A 17,011-nucleotide genomic window follows, 5' to 3' on the forward strand; every position below is an offset into this window, starting at 1 on the left:
AGAAAATCACAGCCTGTTTTATTTCTCCGGAGTCTCTATGTCACCTGAATCAGTAATGGTTATCGGGCACGATGCAATGCAGGTTGCCCTGGCCGTTGCCGCGCCGTTGCTGCTGGCCGCACTGGTCAGTGGGTTAGTTATCAGCCTGCTGCAGGCCGCTACCCAGATCAACGAACAGACGCTCTCCTTTATACCTAAAATCCTGGCTGTGGTTTCCACTATGGTGATTGCCGGCCCATGGATGTTGAATCTGGTACTCGACTATATGCGTACCCTGTTCACTAACCTGCCCTATATGATCGGTTAATGATTAACATCGACAGCAGTCAACTCATCTTCTGGATCAGCCAGCTCTTCTGGCCGCTGGCCCGCGTGCTGGCCTTGATCATGACTGCGCCGCTGTTGAACGAGAAAGCGATCAGTAAAAAAGTCAAAATTGGCCTGGGCGTGATGATTACCTGGGTGCTGCTGCCTTCTTTACCGCCTACGACCGTCACTTTATTTTCAGTGGGCGGCTTCTGGTTACTGATTCAGCAAATTCTGATAGGCATAGCGATAGGTTTTACGATGCAATTCGCTTTTGCTGCGGTCAGGACAGCGGGAGAAGTGATTGGATTACAGATGGGCCTTTCGTTCGCCACCTTCTTCGATCCTTCCAGCCGTCTGAACATGCCGGTACTGGCACGCTTTTTAGATATGCTGGCGATGTTGCTGTTTTTATCCTTTAACGGCCACCTCTGGTTAATTTCGATGGTTGCCGACAGTTTTCATACCCTTCCGATTGGTGGCGATCCGGTTAACGGCAATGCATTTCTGGCCCTGACGAAAGCTGCCAGTCTGATTTTCCTTAACGGTATGCGATTAGCGTTACCCCTTATAACTTTGCTCCTCACCCTTAATCTGGCACTGGGTTTGTTAAACCGCGTTTCACCTCAGCTGTCGGTTTTTGCCATCGGCTTCCCCGTGACCTTATCTTTGGGGATCATCTTCATCAGCCTGATGATGCCCCTCCTTGCCCCATTCTGTGAGCATCTGTTCAGCGAAGTGTTTGATTTACTCGCTACAGTACTCAGTGAAATGCCCCGTAGATAAGCTTAAGTATCCGCTGTACTTTAAACAACCACTGTTAAGAAACAGAAATGATTGCGTGCATTTTTCGAACCAAAGTTAACAGAATTTCACTAAGGAAATTCTGATAAGTGCGGCGTCACAATGAAAATTATTCTTATTAAATCCCACTTAGCGTATTTTGTTTCTCGAAACGGATGAAATGTTGCGAGAACGTTAATGTTCACAAAACGTACAAATGCCTGTTTTTATTGGATTTTTTATTTTTAATGGTTTATCTTGTGTAAATTCGAGTTTTACGGCATTGTCAACACTCCGCACAGCGTCACTCATTCGTGTACTGAATGTTTTTTAGGATTCGTCCTATCAGACTTTTCGGTGTTTTACGCGATAGTGACGTGGCTCACAAACTACACGCAACATGCTGTGCCAGAACAACCGGTCAGACTCTCATTCTGAATAACTTTTTCAGCGTGCCGGAGCCAGACATTGTCATGTTCTGACGCAAATATTACTTCGGATATGGATAAAATTGCCGGGCATTTTCTCCAGCAAATTTAAAATCCGGGTAAATAATAATAACGCAATAAAACAACTTTACTCTCGTATTACACAAACGCGTAATTCATCGTTGATTTAAACGGATAACAAATTGGTGAGGGTCGCTACAATGCCAACGATAATAATGGATTCATGCAGCTATACACGGTTAGGTCTTACAGATTATATGTCAGTGAAAGGTGTGAAAAAGAAGAATATCACCTCTGTTACCGACATTGATCAATTACAGGCTAAATGCCAGCAGTATCAGCCAGGCGTGGTTTTTATCAATGAAGACTGTTTCATTCGTGAAGCAGATGCCAGTCAGCGCATAAGAACTATTATTATGCAGAACCCTGACACGTTATTTTTCATCTTTATGGCTATCTCTAATATCCATTTCGAGGAATACCTCTACGTTCGTAAGAACTTGATTATTACCTCAAAATCGATAAAACCAGCCACTCTGGATAATTTACTGGTTTCTTATTTTCAAAAGAAACTCAATGTTGCACCACGCTATTCTGCCGGTTTCGACGTCCACCCATTGACGCTCAGCCAGACAGAATCGAATATGTTAAAGATGTGGATGTCTGGCCACGATACGATTCAGATATCGGATAAAATGCAAATTAAGGCCAAGACGGTTTCCTCTCATAAAGGAAACATTAAACGTAAAATTAAAACACACAACAAACAAGTTATTTATCATGTGGTACGTCTGACTGATAACGTCACCAGTGGCATCTATGTCAATGTGAGATAATCACCCGACGTTGCAAAAAAACCGGCTCAGGCCGGTTTTTTTCTTTTTACAAAACTGTTAACCAGATCCCATTTTCAGGTTAAGACTTTTCCTATCCCTGCCGATGCTCTTTAGACAGACCGGAGCGCCCTGCTTCGGTTCCTCCCTTACAGAGAGCCAAAGGACATGAAATCTTCTCACCTGAGTGCCGACCAAAACGGGATCAGTTTCTGGCAACATCTGCGACTGGTGCCTCTATTCTCCGTCATCCTGGGCGGCATTCTGCTGCTGTTTGCCCTCTGTATCGGGATGGCAAGCTACTTTCTGGTACAGAGTAATCAGTCACTGAAAGATGTGACTGAAGAGATCCAGGTGCGTATGGCCATCTCAAACAGCTCAAACCACCTTCGCACCGCGCGACTCAATGTTATTCATGCCGGCGCCTCCGCCCGCATCGGCGAGATGGACGCCTTTAACAGCAGCATCAAACAAACTGAAAAGCGGATCCAACAGGCCACTGACAGCTTTAACAGCTATCTTAACCGCCGGGTAAAATCACCCGCTGATGAAGCGCTGGATGGCGAACTGAAAACCCGCTTCGGCGCTTACGTCACTCAGGGTTTGCAGCCTATGTTAAAAAGCGCCAAAGATGGCAGTTTTGAGGGGGTGATTGCCCAGGAAACTGATAACACCCGCAGATTTGATGATGCTTATAACGCCATTCTGCTGAAGGCCATCGCTATCCGGACCCAGCGTGCCGACGCCATTAATCAGACCGCCACGGCGCAAACCCGACTGGGCTTTATTATGATGGCCTGTGCCTTCGGTGCCGCTTTATTACTGACTCTGGCTACCTTTATCTTCCTGCGTCGCGTAGTGATCACGCCTCTGCGCCAGGCGGTGGACCGGATTGAACATATTTCTCGCGGCGATCTTACCGCGCCGCTGCAAAGCTGGGGCCGCAGTGAAATCGGCACGCTGGGCAGCAACCTGCAGACTATGCAGCAGTCACTGGTGAAGACCGTTGGCACCGTCCGTGAAGGCGCGGTGGCAATTTATCAGGGCTCCAGCGAAATTTCTGCCGGTAATACCGACCTCTCCTCCCGTACCGAACAGCAGGCTGCAGCGCTGGAAGAAACGGCTGCCAGCATGGAGCAGTTAACCGCCACCGTGAAACAGAATGCTGAGAACGCCCACCACGCCAGCCAGCTGGCGGCGGATGCCTCGGGCAAAGCACGCGACGGCGGCGATATTGTCACTGGCGTGATTAACACCATGAACAATATCTCCACCAGCTCGAAGAAAATTGCTGAAATCACCACCGTGATAAACAGCATCGCCTTCCAGACCAACATTCTGGCACTTAATGCGGCGGTGGAAGCGGCCAGGGCTGGTGAACAGGGTCGCGGTTTTGCCGTGGTAGCCAGCGAAGTGCGTAATCTGGCGCAGCGCAGTGCCGGTGCCGCTAAAGAGATTGAAGCGTTAATTTCGGAATCGGTGGATTTGATTGGCAAAGGCTCGTCTCAGGTCAGCCATGCCGGTGACACCATGACCGATATCGTGGATGCCGTACGCCGCGTAACGGACATTATGGCGGAAATCGCTGCCGCTTCGGATGAGCAGAGCCGGGGTATTCAGCAGGTCAGTCTGGCGGTAACCGAGATGGATAACGTCACCCAGCAGAACGCCTCGCTGGTGGAAGAGGCATCAGCGGCCGCAACTTCACTGGAAGAGCAGGCCTCGCGTCTGACTCAGGCCGTGGCCGCCTTCCATTTAAGCGACACGGGCATACGCCGTGCAGCAGCTCCGGCAGCCAGCAGCAGAAAATCTGAAGCGCTGGCGCCAGCCCCCCGCCCGGCACTGGCTAACGGTGACAACTGGGAAACCTTCTGACGACAAAAGGGGCGAATAATCGCCCCTTTATTGTTCTGCCACCGGGGCTTCAGCCCTGATAAACGCGTTGACTGTGTGATTCAGCCTGCCGGATGAGGCTGAACAAAAATGCCGTCATCGTGGCCAATCTCATTGAAGAACCAGATCCCCAAAGGATAATCCTCCAGCGCCACCAGATACATCGTTCCCTCGCTGAAGTCTTCAACGGCCAACACTTTACCTGGCCGCCGTGGCCCGCCATCGGTTTTAACCGTCACACAATCGTTCACTTTCATCGCGTTTCTCCCCTGGTTAGTGCGCCAAGTTTACCTGAAATCAACGCCTGTGACAGGGGTGTTAGCGGCGCGCAATAACCCAGACGGCATGCACGATACCCGGAATATAACCGCAAAGGGTCAGCAGGATATTCAGCCAGAAAGCCCCGCCAAAACCTACCTGCATAAACACGCCTACCGGGGGTAAAATAATAGCAATAATGATGCGTAATAAGTCCATGTCGCCTCCATAGCGTGGATAAATTTATAATGTAATCGGTTGATAATTATAGCCGTTAACAAAAGAACCGGCGTCATCAGCCGTGTAAATCATCGTAATGTTCCGCGCGGCTTTTCGCTTTCTTAACGTTTCGCGGTGGGACTTCTGACAGGAAGCAGGTTTACACTCTTCCTACTGCACCAACCCCAAAGGCGCAGTCAACCTAAAAAGTAACAAGGATTTTTGCCCGCGCAGCGCGGGCTTTTTTTGCCCTGCCTTTCTGCCCCGCCGCAACCCTCTATACTTAGTTCATCAGGTGAGCTGAGGAACAGGATCATGTCTACAGCAAAAGAGTACAGCGACAACGCTCAGCGTGAAGTCACTATTGATATTGAAGCCCTTCTGGAAGCGATTCACGATCGTTCAAGCGGCGAGGTGAAAGAATTTATGGAGGCCGGTCAGGGACAGAAAGTCAGCGTTGACGGCCGGAACTACCATTCTTACACCGAGCTGGCGGATGCGTTTGAACTGGATATCCGGGATTTTACCGTGGCGGAGTTAAATCGCTAAAAAAATCCCGGCTTTTAGCCGGGAATGAAATTTCATTGAAATAAAATTCGTTACACAGGAAATTCTCTGACGACGTAAGATTACCCTGTTTGCAGGTTAAGACAAGTCCTAACCTGTACAACAAGTTGTACAACGCACCTGAAACTGTACAGCGTTAACCGGGGCAAAAGCAGTGCGGGCGGGCTTTGAGACACCCTTCTCACTTTTATTTTGCTTTCCTGCCGTAGCTGTTTTTTGAGATTATTCCTGGTACTCAAACCACGCTGCCCGCTTTTTCTGCAATTCTCCTCCTCAGAGTTGTCAGCAACGTTATACTCTCTGATTATCCTGCTTTTTTTCCGTGCTTAACGAGGAGGACGGGTTATGCCTGCGCTAAATGATCCCCTGATGATTGTGACGGATTTGGATGGCTCGCTGCTCGATCATCATACTTACAGTTGGGAACCTGCCCGACTCTGGCTGGAGCGGCTGACTGAGCAGGGTATCCCGGTGGTGATCTGTTCCAGTAAAACTGCCGCCGAGATCCTGCCCTTACAGCGCCAGATGGGCCTTTCCGGATCGCCGTATATTGCCGAAAACGGTGCCATCGTTCACTGGCAAGGATCTGATGCCACGCTCACAAGTGGCCACCAGCTCAGTTATAGCGGTCTCTGCGACAGCCTGCAGAGCCTGCGCGAACGCTATCATTTTAAATTCACCGGTTTCTCTGATGTCACGGAAAAAGAGGTGGCTGAGTGGACGGGCCTTACCCCTCATGACGCCTCCCTGGCCAGAATGCGTGAAGGGTCGGAAAGTATTATCTGGCGCGACACCGCTGAACAGTTTGCAGCTTTTCTTGAGGCGCTGAAGCAGCAGGGATTAATGCTGGTGCAGGGTGGGCGTTTCTGGCATGTGATGAATCAGGGTGCCGGGAAAGGCGAGGCACTCGATTTTCTTCTCAGCCATTTCCCCCATCCTCACGGAGAACGCTGGATCACTCTGGGGCTGGGAGACGGCCCGAACGACGCGCCGATGCTGGATAAGGTTGACTATGCGGTGGTTGTTCAGGGCTACAGTAAAACGCCGGTGACGTTAAAACGTCAGGATAACGAGCATTTATTTCACAGTGCGCTATACGGCCCGGAGGGCTGGAGTGAAGGCCTGTCGCACTTTATAAGCCAGGGTTAGCCATCAGGCATCTTATTAAGGGGAGCAGAATGAGTGATTTTTATCAGAATGGCGTAATTACTAACTTCCATAATCTTACCGGACGACCTGTAGAGGATCTTGAGAAAGATCTGGTGCGCTTCTCAGAGAAGCGAAAAATGGCCCTGATCCTGCCTTCACTTTTCTCCGAACTGGAGGGGCCGGCGCTGAGCCATATCGTCGATGAGTTGGCGAAAGTCCCCTACCTGGAGGAGATCGTTATTGGCCTGGATAAAGCCGATCGCGACCAGTTCCTCTTTGCGCGGGAATTCTTTTCACGCCTGCCCCAGCGCCACCGTATTTTGTGGAATGATGGCCCAAGGCTGAAGGCGCTGGATGCCGAACTGGACAAAGAAGGCCTCTCCCCCTCACAGCCTGGCAAAGGCCGCAACGTCTGGTTCTGTACCGGATACACGCTGGCTTCCGACAGATCGACCTGCGTAGCCCTGCATGACTGCGATATCGTGACATACGAACGCGGCATGCTGGCCCGTCTGCTCTACCCGCTGGCCAACCCCTCTTTCCAGTATGAATTTTGTAAAGGATTTTATGCCCGTGTAGCCGATAACAAACTCAACGGGCGGGTTGGCCGTTTGCTCGTAGGGCCGTTGTTACGTTCGCTGCAGAAAGTTTACGGCCATTCAGATTATCTGGACTATCTGACCAGCTTCCGTTATCCCCTTTCCGGCGAGTTTGCCATGCGCACCCACGTGTTGAACGGCATTAAATTGCCCGGCGACTGGGGGCTGGAAATTGGGGTGCTCTCCGAGATTTTCCGTAATTACACCACGCGACAGAGTTGCCAGGTGGAGATTGCCCACAATTACGATCACAAGCATCAGCCCCTGTCCGAGGAGGATGGTACGGGCGGCCTCCGCAGAATGAGCAACGATATTGTGCAGTCTCTGTTACGTAAGATGGCGACTATGGGGGTCAGTATCACCAGCGACTCCTTCCGCGTACTGAAAGCGACCTACTATCGTAACGCGCTGGATATGATGGAAATCTACAGTCATGAGGCGACGATGAACGGGCTGAAGTTCGATCAACATGCGGAAGAAGCCGCCGTGGAGATGTTTACCCAGTCGATTCTGGAAGCGGGTCAGTCCTTTATTGAACGTCCCAACGAAAAACCCTTTATTCCGAGCTGGAGCCGCGTGCAGTCTGCCTTCCCTGACATTCTGCACCGGATTTATGAAGCGGTGGAAGAGGATAACGCAGGTAACGTCTAGCCCTCCCCACAGACGCGGTTGCGTCCGTTAAGCTTGGCCTGATAAAGCCTGCCGTCAGCCACTGACTGCAGGCTTTCAAATTCGTAAACGCCCTGCTCTTCACTGGAAGCAACGCCCAGCGAGACGGTCACTTTCAGGCTGACAGAGGCATTAACCGACACCTCTTTGTTTGCCAGCTTTGTCCTCACCCGCTCTGCCACTTCCAGCGCCTCCTGAAGTCCCGTGTCCGGCAGGACGATACAGAACTCCTCGCCACCCACTCTGCCTACCACGTCCACTTTCCGGATAGCTGACTGAATAATCCCGGCGGCATAGCTCAGCACAAGATCGCCTGCCTGATGGCCGTGGGTATCGTTGACGGATTTAAAACGGTCAATATCGAGCTGGATCACTGAGAAGGGACGCTGGCCGAGCTGGCCCTGGCTGGCAAACTGTTCGGCCCGCTCGAAGAAGGCTCCCCGGTTAAGTAACCGGGTAAGATTGTCATAATGTGCCCGCCAGCTCAGGGTGTTCTGCAGGGTAAGCATGCGTCTGATCAGGCGTGTAATCAGCTGATAGGCAAACAGCAACGACAGGCTGAACAGCAGCCACATCAGAACCAGAACCACAGAGGCACGCCCGGTATGCCCCTGAACCCCCTCCCTGAAAGTCTGAATATTCACTATCACCGATTTGAACTGGCTGTCTCTGGTCCAGGTCACGAACCGCGAGCCAAACCGCATCGCCCCCTGACGGTCGTGGGCTACCGCAGCAGTAAAGCGCTGAAATTCTTCTGTTGTAAATTCGTGACCGGGTAAGATTTTGTCGTCGGTCTTTGCCACCAGCTCCAGGCGGTTGTTATAGAGCAGCACGTTACCGCTCATCCCTTTAGGCCGTGCCTGCATCAGAAATGAGCGGATTCGCTCTGCGGAAAAATCCATCGCCAGCACACCGTACCAGTGACCCTGTTGATCGACAGGGATGCTGACGGTAATCACTTTCCCCTCCTGCATAATCCCGTCATAAAGCCCTGTCCAGTCCAGCTTACGGGCAGGATTTGCCTCAGGAGACATACGCGTGAAATAGGGCCGCGTGACCATATGCGAGTAGTTTTCCAGCGTTTCAGCCGCGTTGAGCGGCGGCGTTGAACTCAGGTAAAAGCCGGCACGGGAGATGTACCAGAGCCTGGCATGGTAATTCGTGGAGGGATCGTGCAACTGGAGGATAATGCTCATCTCCAGCGCCGCCGTCAGCTCATCTTCGAGCTGGGGTCCGTCACTCCGCTGCAAAAGGGCGCGCCCCTCCAGCCAGGTATCCGCTACCCCATTAATCGGCATACTGCGATGAGAAGGATTAGCCAGCTGCCATACGGGGAGATGTCTGATCCGTTCAAACTCGTTCAACTGCCTACGAAGGGTGTTATTTCTCGCCGGACTCTGGATCGCGTGCTGCAGCATATTGCGAAAAAAGATAAGCTCATCAATGCTTCGCTGGCCCTGACGGTCAATGGTATTGGAGGTAGTATTCAGCTGATCGCGCTGAGTGATTTCGTAAGTTTCTTTCAGGATTAAGCCTTCCCGCCAGGTCAGCGTGGTGGCGATGAGAAAAACCAGGCAGAAACAACTCTGTACCAGGTGTTCAGGGGCGATCGATCGCAACCGGGATAACATCACGAAAATGGGGTTCCTGAGGAAAAAATGCGCGAATTTTCAAGTGTAGAGTGCGCAGGAATTTCCTGCCAGGTGATGGATCAAGGAAGGAACAGAAAGCAGGACGAAGAGGATCGTCCTGTCTGGGGGGTGTTAACTGGCCAGTTGGTTCCCGCCTGAGCGCAGCGGGCAAAGTTCTTCTTCCCTGAACGCTTCGCGTTTGACGCTGTAGCCGTCATACCAGCGACATTCCACCATACCACTGGCATAGCCTGTGACCACCATTGCCGGGCCACCTTCTTTAAGCTGCACTTCCTCACTGACCATGATCATGACTTACCTCTTAATTTGGGTTAGCAGACCTTACACCGGAAATTAAGGTATAGCAGGCAGGCCAGGTTTAATCTGTTAAAAGCAAGTAAAATATATGTTAATTTTAGTTAAGCCGTTAAATTCTCAGGCAATAAAAAAAGCGAGTGACTTAATCACTCGCTTTTTAAAGGGGTTACTGGCGCTCTGGCGTCAGATTTTGCAACCTTCACAATCCGCTTCATCGCTCAGGTCAGTCGGGACTTCACTGGCCTTTTTTTCTGCATGGGCTTCGGCTTGTTCCAGCTCGGCATCAATATCAAATTCAAAAATGTCGTCTTTCATCATCACTCCAGAGTACTTAGCTTGCTAATAAGCTGCCTTTATACTGACTTCCCCCGCACTCTGGCAATCAAATTTACCACCAACAGCACGATTGCCCCCACAATCAGGCCCAGAATCAGGTTGGCCAGATTGCTCACCACGGTGCCGATCAGTCCGGCATAATCCGCAGTGTAATGTTCAATGAAATGATGAATTGCCGGTACGCCGTGAGCAATAATCCCACCGCCGACAAGGAACATCGCGATAGTGCCCACCACGGTCAGGATTTTCATCATCCAGGGGGCCAGGGCTAACAATGCGCCGCCGATAGCCTGGGCCAGGGTTGAGGATTTCTCTTTCAGCCACAGACCAAGGTCATCGATTTTCACGATGCAGGCCACAATGCCATACACGCCAATGGTCACCAGAATGGCAATACCGGAGAGGATCAGAACCTGATTCATCAGCGGTGCTTCGGAGACAATCCCAAGGGTGATCGCCACTATCTCAGCGGAGAGGATAAAGTCGGTGCGAATAGCCCCTTTCACCTTCTTCTTTTCAAACTCTGCCAGGTTTTGCTGCGAAAGGTTTTTGATCCGCTGTTCCCGCGCTTCCGGGCTCTTCTCCCCTTTATCTTTGTGCAGGCTGTGCAGCACTTTTTCAAAGCCTTCGTAACAGAGGTAGGCTCCTCCCACCATCAACAAAGGGGTAATTGCCCAGGGTGCCCATGCGCTGATGATCAGCGCCAGCGGCACGAGGATCAGCTTGTTAAGAAAGGAGCCTTTCGCCACTCCCCAGACGACCGGTAATTCACGGTTAGCCTTTACGCCACTAACCTGCTGTGCGTTTAACGACAGGTCATCTCCCAGTACTCCTGCGGTCTTCTTTGCCGCAACTTTGCCCATCACCGAGATATCATCCAGCAGCGTGGCAATATCGTCCAATAGCGTCAGTAAGCTCGTTCCTGCCAAAATTTCGTTCCTTATTATTGTTGCCGACAACAGGGACAAACCTGCATTTCTGTCACCACCATATCGGCGATGCCGTCACACTCCCACTCAACCCGCACCGGCTGGCCTTCTGCCTGCTGATGATGCAGATATTTGCTGACCGGGCTCTCCGTCATGCCGGTGACCTCTTCGGTGGCGACCAGCTCGTCCCCCACAAAGATTCGTGCGGTGGCATGCGTATTCACCATGCGTTCGCCGCTGATTTTATACAGCCGTTTTACGGTAAGTTTGATACTGGACACGGTTCACCCTGCACAGAGATGTTAAAGAGTGTGATCTAAGCAATTATGTACGAGGGATGCAAATTGTGTGACCAGATTTGCATTAACTGCAAAAAAAAAGCCATTTTTCATCTGGTTGAAACTAATTTTTAGCGTTAAGTTAACCCTCCTTTAACAGGCCTGGATAAAAAAATGTTACGCCGTGCCCCTGCTTTGCTCCCTTTAATAGCCGCGCTGTTCGCCCTGTATTTCATCTGGGGATCGACTTATTTTGTGATTCGCCTTGGGGTCGAAAGCTGGCCGCCCATGATGCTGGCCGGCCTGCGATTCCTGTTAGCCGGCACGGTCCTGATGGTTTATCTGCTGCTGCGTGGTGAAAAACTGCCTTCATGGCGTCCGGCGTTTAATGCTGCGCTGGTGGGTATTATGCTGCTGGCTATTGGTAACGGGGCCGTTACGGTGGCCGAACATCAGAATGTGCCCTCCGGCATTGCCGCGGTGATGGTGGCTACCGTGCCGCTGTTTGCCATGTGCTTCAGCCGGATGTTTGGCATCCAGACCCGCTGGATTGAATGGCTTGGAATTGCTGTGGGGCTGGTTGGTATTATTTTACTTAACAGCGGCGGCCACCTTGGAGGAAACCCCTGGGGTGCGGTGATGATTCTGGTGGGGTCGCTGAGCTGGGCCTTCGGCTCGGTCTGGGGTTCCCGCGTTACCCTGCCCCACGGCATGATGGCGGGGGCGATTGAGATGCTGACGGCTGGTGTGGTACTGCTGATTGCGAGCACGCTCAGCGGAGAACATCTTACCACCCGTCCCGGCTTACAGGGATTACTGGCGCTGGCTTATCTCAGCCTGTTTGGCTCGGTTATCGCCATCAATGCCTATATGTTTTTAATCCGCAACGTCACGCCCGCTATTGCCACCAGCTACGCCTACGTTAACCCGGTAGTGGCTGTCCTGCTGGGGATCAGCTTTGCCGGCGAAAGCCTGACTTCCGTTGAGTGGCTGGCGCTGGCCGTCATTGTGCTGGCGGTGATTCTGGTGACGCTGGGCAAATACCTGCTCCCGGCTAAACCTGTAGTAAAACCCTGCGTCCTGGAGAAGTAACCGATTATGCGGGGCAGTGATTACAGTGAACTCAAGGCGTTTGTCACCATTGTGGAACAGGGCAGCTTCACCCGTGCCTCGGTGCAGTTAAACATCAAGCCCTCGACGTTAAGCCAGATCCTGCGGCAGCTTGAGAAGCGGCTTGGCGTCCGTCTGCTGAATCGCACAACCCGCAGTTTATCGCTCACTGAACCGGGCGCTGCGTTACTGGCAAAACTGAAACCAGCGATGCAGGCAATGGATGAGGCGGTCAGCGAAACCACGTCCAGAAGCGGGAAAGTTGCAGGGATGCTACGGGTACATACTTCCCGCATCGCTGCGGAGCTTTATCTGCAACCTTTTCTCGCTGAGTTTCACCGGGCCTGGCCCGATATCGTGCTGGAGCTGACCATTGACGATACCGCCATTGATATCGTCAGTAGTGGTTATGATATCGGTATCCGGCTGGGCGAAATGTTGGCGAATGATATGATCGCTCATCCGATTGGGGGCGAACTGCGTGAAGTCGCCTTTGCCACGCCCGCCTATCTTAACCTGCACGGCCGTCCGCAAACCCTTGCCGATTTGCAAAAGCATCAGTGCATCAACTGGCGCTATCCTGCCAGCCAGCGGTTATATGACTGGGAAATGTGGCAGGAAGGTCACTGGGTGGCCGTAGCGGTAAAAGGCCCGTTAATTGTTTCGGATCGCCGTATCGGACTGAATGCGGCGCTTCAGGGGATGGGTATTGGCTTCTGGCTTCACGATCGGGTGGCAGATTATGTGGCACGCGGCGAGCTGGAGTTAGTGCTGGAAGCGTTCAGCCACCCCTTCGACGGGTTTTATCTCTACTACCCGCAGCAGAGCGTCGCTTCTCCAACGATAAAAGCTTTCAGTGAGTTTTTCCGCTCCGTTAATTCTACCCAAAAATCCACATAGTGCATTCGCACTCTGGCAGATTATCTGCATAGTGTTCTCTGGCAAACTGCTCTCCGTCATTCATTTAACGGAGAAACACAATGTCTGCTGCAAAAACCTGGTTTATTACTGGCGTCTCTCGTGGGCTTGGCGAAGCGCTGGCTAAAGCGGTACTGGATCGTGGTGATACTGTTATTGGCACCACGCGTGACCAGCCCCCGGCCTTTGCCGCAACCCGTTCCAATTTTCACTGGCTTTCACTGGATGTGACCGATGCCGCGGGCATCAGGCAGGTGGTTGATAAGGCTTTCAGCCTTACCGGAACACTAGATGTGCTGGTCAACAATGCAGGTTATGGCCTGCTGGGTTCAGTGGAAGAAGCCACCGAAGAGCAGGTCGCGCACCTCTTCGACGTAAACTTTCACGGTACGCGCCGGGTGATTCAGGCAGCCCTGCCGCATCTTCGTCAGCAGCGTAGCGGGCACATCATCAACATCACTTCCATTGCAGGCATCGCGCCAAATTCAGGTTCAGGCATGTATTCGGCGGCAAAATTCGCCGTTGAAGGAATGTCGAAAGGCCTGGCGCAGGAAGTGGCCCCGCTGGGGATTAGTGTCACGCTGGTAGAGCCGGGAGCTTTCCGCACCGATTTTCTTTCCGATCATTCATTGCGTCGCAGCCCTTCAGAAATTGCAGACTATGCCGCCACTGCCGGAGCGGTGGTCAGTAAGCTGGACGATTTCGCCGGTAAGCAACTGGGTGATCCACAGCGCGCCGCCGAAGCGATAATTGCGGTGGTTCAGGCCGAGCCCCCTCTGCATCTGCTGCTGGGCAGTGATGCCCTGCAGAGGAGAGAGAAAATGCAGGCTGCATTCGACCGCGATGTGGCGAGGTGGCGGGAGGTGACGCTGAGTACGGATTATAAATAATCTGGCGGGCGGCTGGAAACAGCCCTCAGCATAACGGGCTGCCGTTACAGCTGGCGGATACCCTCGGAATCGATTTCCGCATTGCCCGACCCTGCGCAAATCCACTCTTCAAGACGGCTGGTCAGGGCTTCTTCCTCCAGCCGTGTTTTTCCACGCAGTGAACATTCCCACACCAGCAGCACCTTCCACCCTGCCGCCGTCAGCTCGGCAATATAACGTTTGTCGCGGGCGACATTACTGTCAATTTTCCCCAGCCAGAATGCCGTGCGCGTCGCCGGCACCTTAAAGAGGTGACAGTGATGTTTGTGCCAGAAACAGCCGTGGACAAAAATAATGGTTTTATACTGATCGAGAATGAAGTCGGGGCGCCCCGGCAGCATTTTGTCCTGCACCCGATAGCTGAACCCGAGGCCGGTCATCAGCTCGGCCAGCCGGGTCTCAATAGCGGTATCACGCGTACGGATCGCGCGCATATTTTTGCTACGGGTTTCTGAAGAGTGTACGTCGGCCATCGGTATCATCCTTATGCTTTGGCTAAGTATAGATCACTCCGGGATCTGACCCGTTTTTCAGCGCTGCTTCACCGCCTGCTTAATCCATGGCTGCAACAGTTTTGCCACCGCGGCGAAAGCCGGCACGACAACCGAGTTGCCAAACTGACGGTAAGCCTGAGTGTCTGAAACCGGAATGCGGAAATTGTACCCCCTGGCGCTTCAAAACCCATCAGCCTGGCGCACTCTCTTGGCGTCAGACGACGGGGCCGACGAAGCTGGTTTTCAGGGTGGTCGAAATCGGCTTCGCCCTTCTGCTTGTCCCAGCCCCGATCGATCAGTATCTCCGAACCATCCTTGTAATACCGCGCGGAGAGCGTACGCACCACACCTTTCTCCACCTGCGGATCCACCAGCCCGTAGCCAAAACCGTTGCCTTTAGCCTGGTGTTTTTTGGCGTAGTTATAGAGGTACTTCCACAGCGTCGGGGTCAGGATATATTTGCTGTCGACCTCCGGCTCCAGTAAGGCTTTCAAAGGCGTGCGCTGTTGCGGATAAAGGGCCGGAAGCGCTTTCAGAGTGAATTCGGGAAGTTTCAGATCGCGGCGGAAACCGACCAGCACAATACGTTCCCGGTGTTGCGGCAGAAAGTATTTGCCATCAACAATTTTCGGATCTGCCGCCCCGCTGGTCCGGGCATCGGCAACGTCATACCCTAATTCGTCCAGCGTCTCCATGATAATGCGGAAGGTTTTGCCCTTATCGTGACTCTTGAGGTTTTTGACGTTTTCCAGCACAAAAATGGCGGGTTTTTTGGCAGTGATAATTCTGGCTACATCAAAAAACAGCGTGCCCTGCGCTTCGCACTCAAAACCGTGGGCACGTCCCAGCGCATTTTTCTTTGATACGCCAGCCAGCGAAAAAGGCTGGCAGGGGAAGCCCGCCAGCAGCACATCATGTTGGGGAATATGCTGATCTATATGCTGATATGCCTGCTCTTCGCTGATTGCCGGATTGCCGCTCAGGGTCACATCCCGGATATCCTGGTTAAAGGTATGGGAGGCAGGATCGCAGTACCAGTTCGCCTTATAGGTTCTGACGGAATACTTGTTCCACTCGCTGGTAAAGACGCACTGCCCACCAATGGCTTCAAAGCCGCTGCGGATCCCGCCGATTCCGGCAAAGAGATCGATAAAGCGAAAACCGTACTGCGGATGATGGGGCGGCGGAGTGGGCAGCATCTTTTGCAGGGCAAGATGTTCAGCCTCACTCAGCGGGGACGTTCCGCTGCGGCCAGCCAGCCAGCGGCTTAATGCCTCACGCGTCCAGACATTACCGGCACCATTCAGGGTAGCGACTACGGTTTTCTGGTCATAAATTTCGAGGACTTTCTGTACCAGTTCGCCGTCCTGTTCCATTTTTTGCTGTGCCTGCCGCTCTGCCTGTTGCGCTAACGGCATCGCTAAACTGTCTGACTCGCTCATAATCATCCAACATCAAGAAATAAACGACGCCAGTCTATCACTTCACGGTGCCTGCGCCAGGCGGAAAACAGCGGATACCGTGTTTTCCTTCACTCAGGCCGCCGCTGACGTGACAAGCCGGTGACAGCGTCCTAAACTGGGCCTGTTTTTTCCCTGATTACCGGAGTCCGACGTTATGAGCGACATCTCACGTCCGCCACTCAGCCTGCCCAACGGCGCAAAAAAATTGCTGCTGCACTCCTGCTGCGCGCCCTGTTCCGGCGAAGTGATGGAGGCCATTCAGGCCGCAGGCATTGAGTACACTATCTTCTTCTACAACCCCAACATTCATCCGCAGAAAGAGTATCTGCTGCGTAAAGATGAGAACATCCGTTTTGCTGAGCAGCACGGTATTCCGTTTGTCGATGCCGACTACGATACCGACAACTGGTTTGCCCGGGCTAAAGGGATGGAGTGGGAGCCGGAACGGGGCGTGCGTTGCACCATGTGCTTTGATATGCGTTTTGAGCGCACGGCGCTTTATGCCCATGAGCATGGTTTCCCGGTCATCTCCAGCTCGCTTGGCATCTCCCGCTGGAAAAACATGCAGCAGATCAATGACTGTGGCGCAAGAGCGGCAGCCCCCTACCCTGAAATGGCCTACTGGGACTACAACTGGCGTAAAAAAGGCGGATCGGCACGCATGATTGAGATCAGCAAGCGTGAACGCTTTTATCAGCAGGAATATTGCGGTTGCGTCTACTCCCTGCGCGACACCAACCTTCACCGCAAAAGCCAGGGCCGACAATTAATCAAACTGGGCGTGCTCTATTACGGAGATGATGAGCAATAAATAACGGAATTTCGCCGGGGAGTTTGCCTTAACAGCGGATCTAAATCTGTTTACTGCTCCTGTTCGCGC

Annotated in this window: 19 protein-coding genes and 1 pseudogene; 11 read left to right on the forward strand and 9 right to left on the reverse strand. The window is 52.5% G+C overall.

The annotated features are described in order from the left end of the window. Positions 1 to 37 precede the first annotated feature (37 nt). From fliQ to VRC33_RS13580, 4 genes are all read left to right on the forward strand, one after another. Positions 38 to 307, forward strand: coding sequence for a flagellar biosynthesis protein FliQ (gene fliQ, locus VRC33_RS13565; RefSeq protein WP_338556671.1), 270 nt, complete (start codon positions 38 to 40; stop codon positions 305 to 307). After that, on the forward strand, positions 307 to 1,092 hold the full coding sequence (fliR, locus tag VRC33_RS13570; protein ID WP_338556673.1) for a flagellar biosynthetic protein FliR: 786 nt from the start codon (positions 307 to 309) through the stop codon (positions 1,090 to 1,092). The genes fliQ and fliR overlap by 1 nt, the downstream gene beginning before the upstream one ends. 646 nt (positions 1,093 to 1,738) lie before the next feature. Then, on the forward strand, positions 1,739 to 2,374 hold the full coding sequence (rcsA, locus tag VRC33_RS13575) for a transcriptional regulator RcsA (RefSeq protein ID WP_338556675.1): 636 nt from the start codon (positions 1,739 to 1,741) through the stop codon (positions 2,372 to 2,374). Positions 2,375 to 2,539: 165 nt separating this feature from the next. After that, entirely contained in the window at positions 2,540 to 4,246 is a 1,707-nt protein-coding gene (locus tag VRC33_RS13580; protein ID WP_338556676.1) for a methyl-accepting chemotaxis protein, read from the forward strand. 80 nt (positions 4,247 to 4,326) lie between these two features. On the opposite strand, the gene dsrB is transcribed toward VRC33_RS13580, so the two are convergent. Together dsrB and VRC33_RS13590 are read right to left on the reverse strand one after the other, a co-directional pair. Beyond that, on the reverse strand, positions 4,327 to 4,521 hold the full coding sequence (gene dsrB, locus VRC33_RS13585) for a protein DsrB (protein WP_338556678.1): 195 nt from the start codon (positions 4,519 to 4,521) through the stop codon (positions 4,327 to 4,329). A 61-nt stretch (positions 4,522 to 4,582) separates the two neighbouring features. After that, on the reverse strand, positions 4,583 to 4,741 hold the full coding sequence (locus VRC33_RS13590; RefSeq protein WP_038381456.1) for a YqaE/Pmp3 family membrane protein: 159 nt from the start codon (positions 4,739 to 4,741) through the stop codon (positions 4,583 to 4,585). Between the two features lie 315 nt (positions 4,742 to 5,056). Here VRC33_RS13590 and yodD point away from each other — a divergent pair, with 315 nt between their 5' ends. The 3 genes from yodD to VRC33_RS13605 all read left to right on the forward strand — a co-directional run bounded on the left by yodD (position 5,057) and on the right by VRC33_RS13605 (position 7,707). After that, on the forward strand, positions 5,057 to 5,290 hold the full coding sequence (yodD, locus tag VRC33_RS13595) for a YodD family peroxide/acid resistance protein (RefSeq protein WP_338556681.1): 234 nt from the start codon (positions 5,057 to 5,059) through the stop codon (positions 5,288 to 5,290). A gap of 363 nt (positions 5,291 to 5,653) precedes the next feature. Beyond that, entirely contained in the window at positions 5,654 to 6,457 is an 804-nt protein-coding gene (locus VRC33_RS13600) for a mannosyl-3-phosphoglycerate phosphatase-related protein (protein ID WP_338556683.1), read from the forward strand. Between the two features lie 29 nt (positions 6,458 to 6,486). Then, positions 6,487 to 7,707 (forward strand): glycosyl transferase, encoded by a 1,221-nt coding sequence (locus VRC33_RS13605; RefSeq protein ID WP_338556684.1) that lies wholly within the window; start codon positions 6,487 to 6,489, stop codon positions 7,705 to 7,707. Here VRC33_RS13605 and dgcQ read toward each other — a convergent pair. The 5 genes from dgcQ to VRC33_RS13630 all read right to left on the reverse strand — a co-directional run bounded on the left by dgcQ (position 7,704) and on the right by VRC33_RS13630 (position 11,220). Next, complete coding sequence (gene dgcQ / locus VRC33_RS13610; protein WP_338564301.1) at positions 7,704 to 9,356, reverse strand: cellulose biosynthesis regulator diguanylate cyclase DgcQ; 1,653 nt, start codon at positions 9,354 to 9,356, stop codon at positions 7,704 to 7,706. The two genes, VRC33_RS13605 and dgcQ, sit on opposite strands and share 4 nt — an antisense overlap. A gap of 132 nt (positions 9,357 to 9,488) precedes the next feature. Beyond that, positions 9,489 to 9,668, reverse strand: coding sequence for a DUF2158 domain-containing protein (locus VRC33_RS13615; RefSeq protein WP_338556686.1), 180 nt, complete (start codon positions 9,666 to 9,668; stop codon positions 9,489 to 9,491). A gap of 189 nt (positions 9,669 to 9,857) precedes the next feature. After that, on the reverse strand, positions 9,858 to 9,992 hold the full coding sequence (locus VRC33_RS13620) for a hypothetical protein (protein WP_338564414.1): 135 nt from the start codon (positions 9,990 to 9,992) through the stop codon (positions 9,858 to 9,860). Between the two features lie 35 nt (positions 9,993 to 10,027). After that, positions 10,028 to 10,939: a DUF808 domain-containing protein gene (locus tag VRC33_RS13625; RefSeq protein WP_338556688.1), complete on the reverse strand. Its 912-nt coding sequence runs from the start codon at positions 10,937 to 10,939 to the stop codon at positions 10,028 to 10,030. Positions 10,940 to 10,953: 14 nt separating this feature from the next. Further along, positions 10,954 to 11,220 carry a hypothetical protein gene (locus VRC33_RS13630; RefSeq protein ID WP_338556690.1) on the reverse strand — a complete coding sequence of 89 codons (267 nt, stop codon included), beginning with the start codon at positions 11,218 to 11,220 and terminating at the stop codon, positions 10,954 to 10,956. Positions 11,221 to 11,391: 171 nt separating this feature from the next. On the opposite strand from VRC33_RS13630, the gene yedA reads away from it, so the two are divergent. From yedA to VRC33_RS13645, 3 genes are all read left to right on the forward strand, one after another. Then, positions 11,392 to 12,309, forward strand: a complete 918-nt coding sequence (gene yedA / locus VRC33_RS13635) for a drug/metabolite exporter YedA (protein WP_338556692.1) — start codon at positions 11,392 to 11,394, stop codon at positions 12,307 to 12,309. A 6-nt stretch (positions 12,310 to 12,315) separates the two neighbouring features. Further along, entirely contained in the window at positions 12,316 to 13,227 is a 912-nt protein-coding gene (locus VRC33_RS13640; RefSeq protein ID WP_338556694.1) for a LysR family transcriptional regulator, read from the forward strand. An 80-nt stretch (positions 13,228 to 13,307) separates the two neighbouring features. Further along, positions 13,308 to 14,135: an oxidoreductase gene (locus VRC33_RS13645; protein WP_338556696.1), complete on the forward strand. Its 828-nt coding sequence runs from the start codon at positions 13,308 to 13,310 to the stop codon at positions 14,133 to 14,135. Positions 14,136 to 14,179: 44 nt separating this feature from the next. On the opposite strand, the gene vsr is transcribed toward VRC33_RS13645, so the two are convergent. Continuing rightward, a complete protein-coding gene (gene vsr, locus VRC33_RS13650; RefSeq protein ID WP_338556698.1) occupies positions 14,180 to 14,647 on the reverse strand; it encodes a DNA mismatch endonuclease Vsr in 468 nt (155 codons plus the stop codon). 57 nt (positions 14,648 to 14,704) lie between these two features. Continuing rightward, positions 14,705 to 16,110, reverse strand: a pseudogene (locus VRC33_RS13655) (DNA cytosine methyltransferase). A gap of 175 nt (positions 16,111 to 16,285) precedes the next feature. Between VRC33_RS13655 and VRC33_RS13660 the strand changes: the two are divergent. Further along, complete coding sequence (locus VRC33_RS13660) at positions 16,286 to 16,942, forward strand: epoxyqueuosine reductase QueH (protein ID WP_338556700.1); 657 nt, start codon at positions 16,286 to 16,288, stop codon at positions 16,940 to 16,942. Positions 16,943 to 17,011 lie beyond the last annotated feature (69 nt).

The sequence above is a fragment of the Erwinia sp. E_sp_B01_1 genome (assembly GCF_036865545.1).
Lineage (GTDB): Bacteria > Pseudomonadota > Gammaproteobacteria > Enterobacterales > Enterobacteriaceae > Erwinia.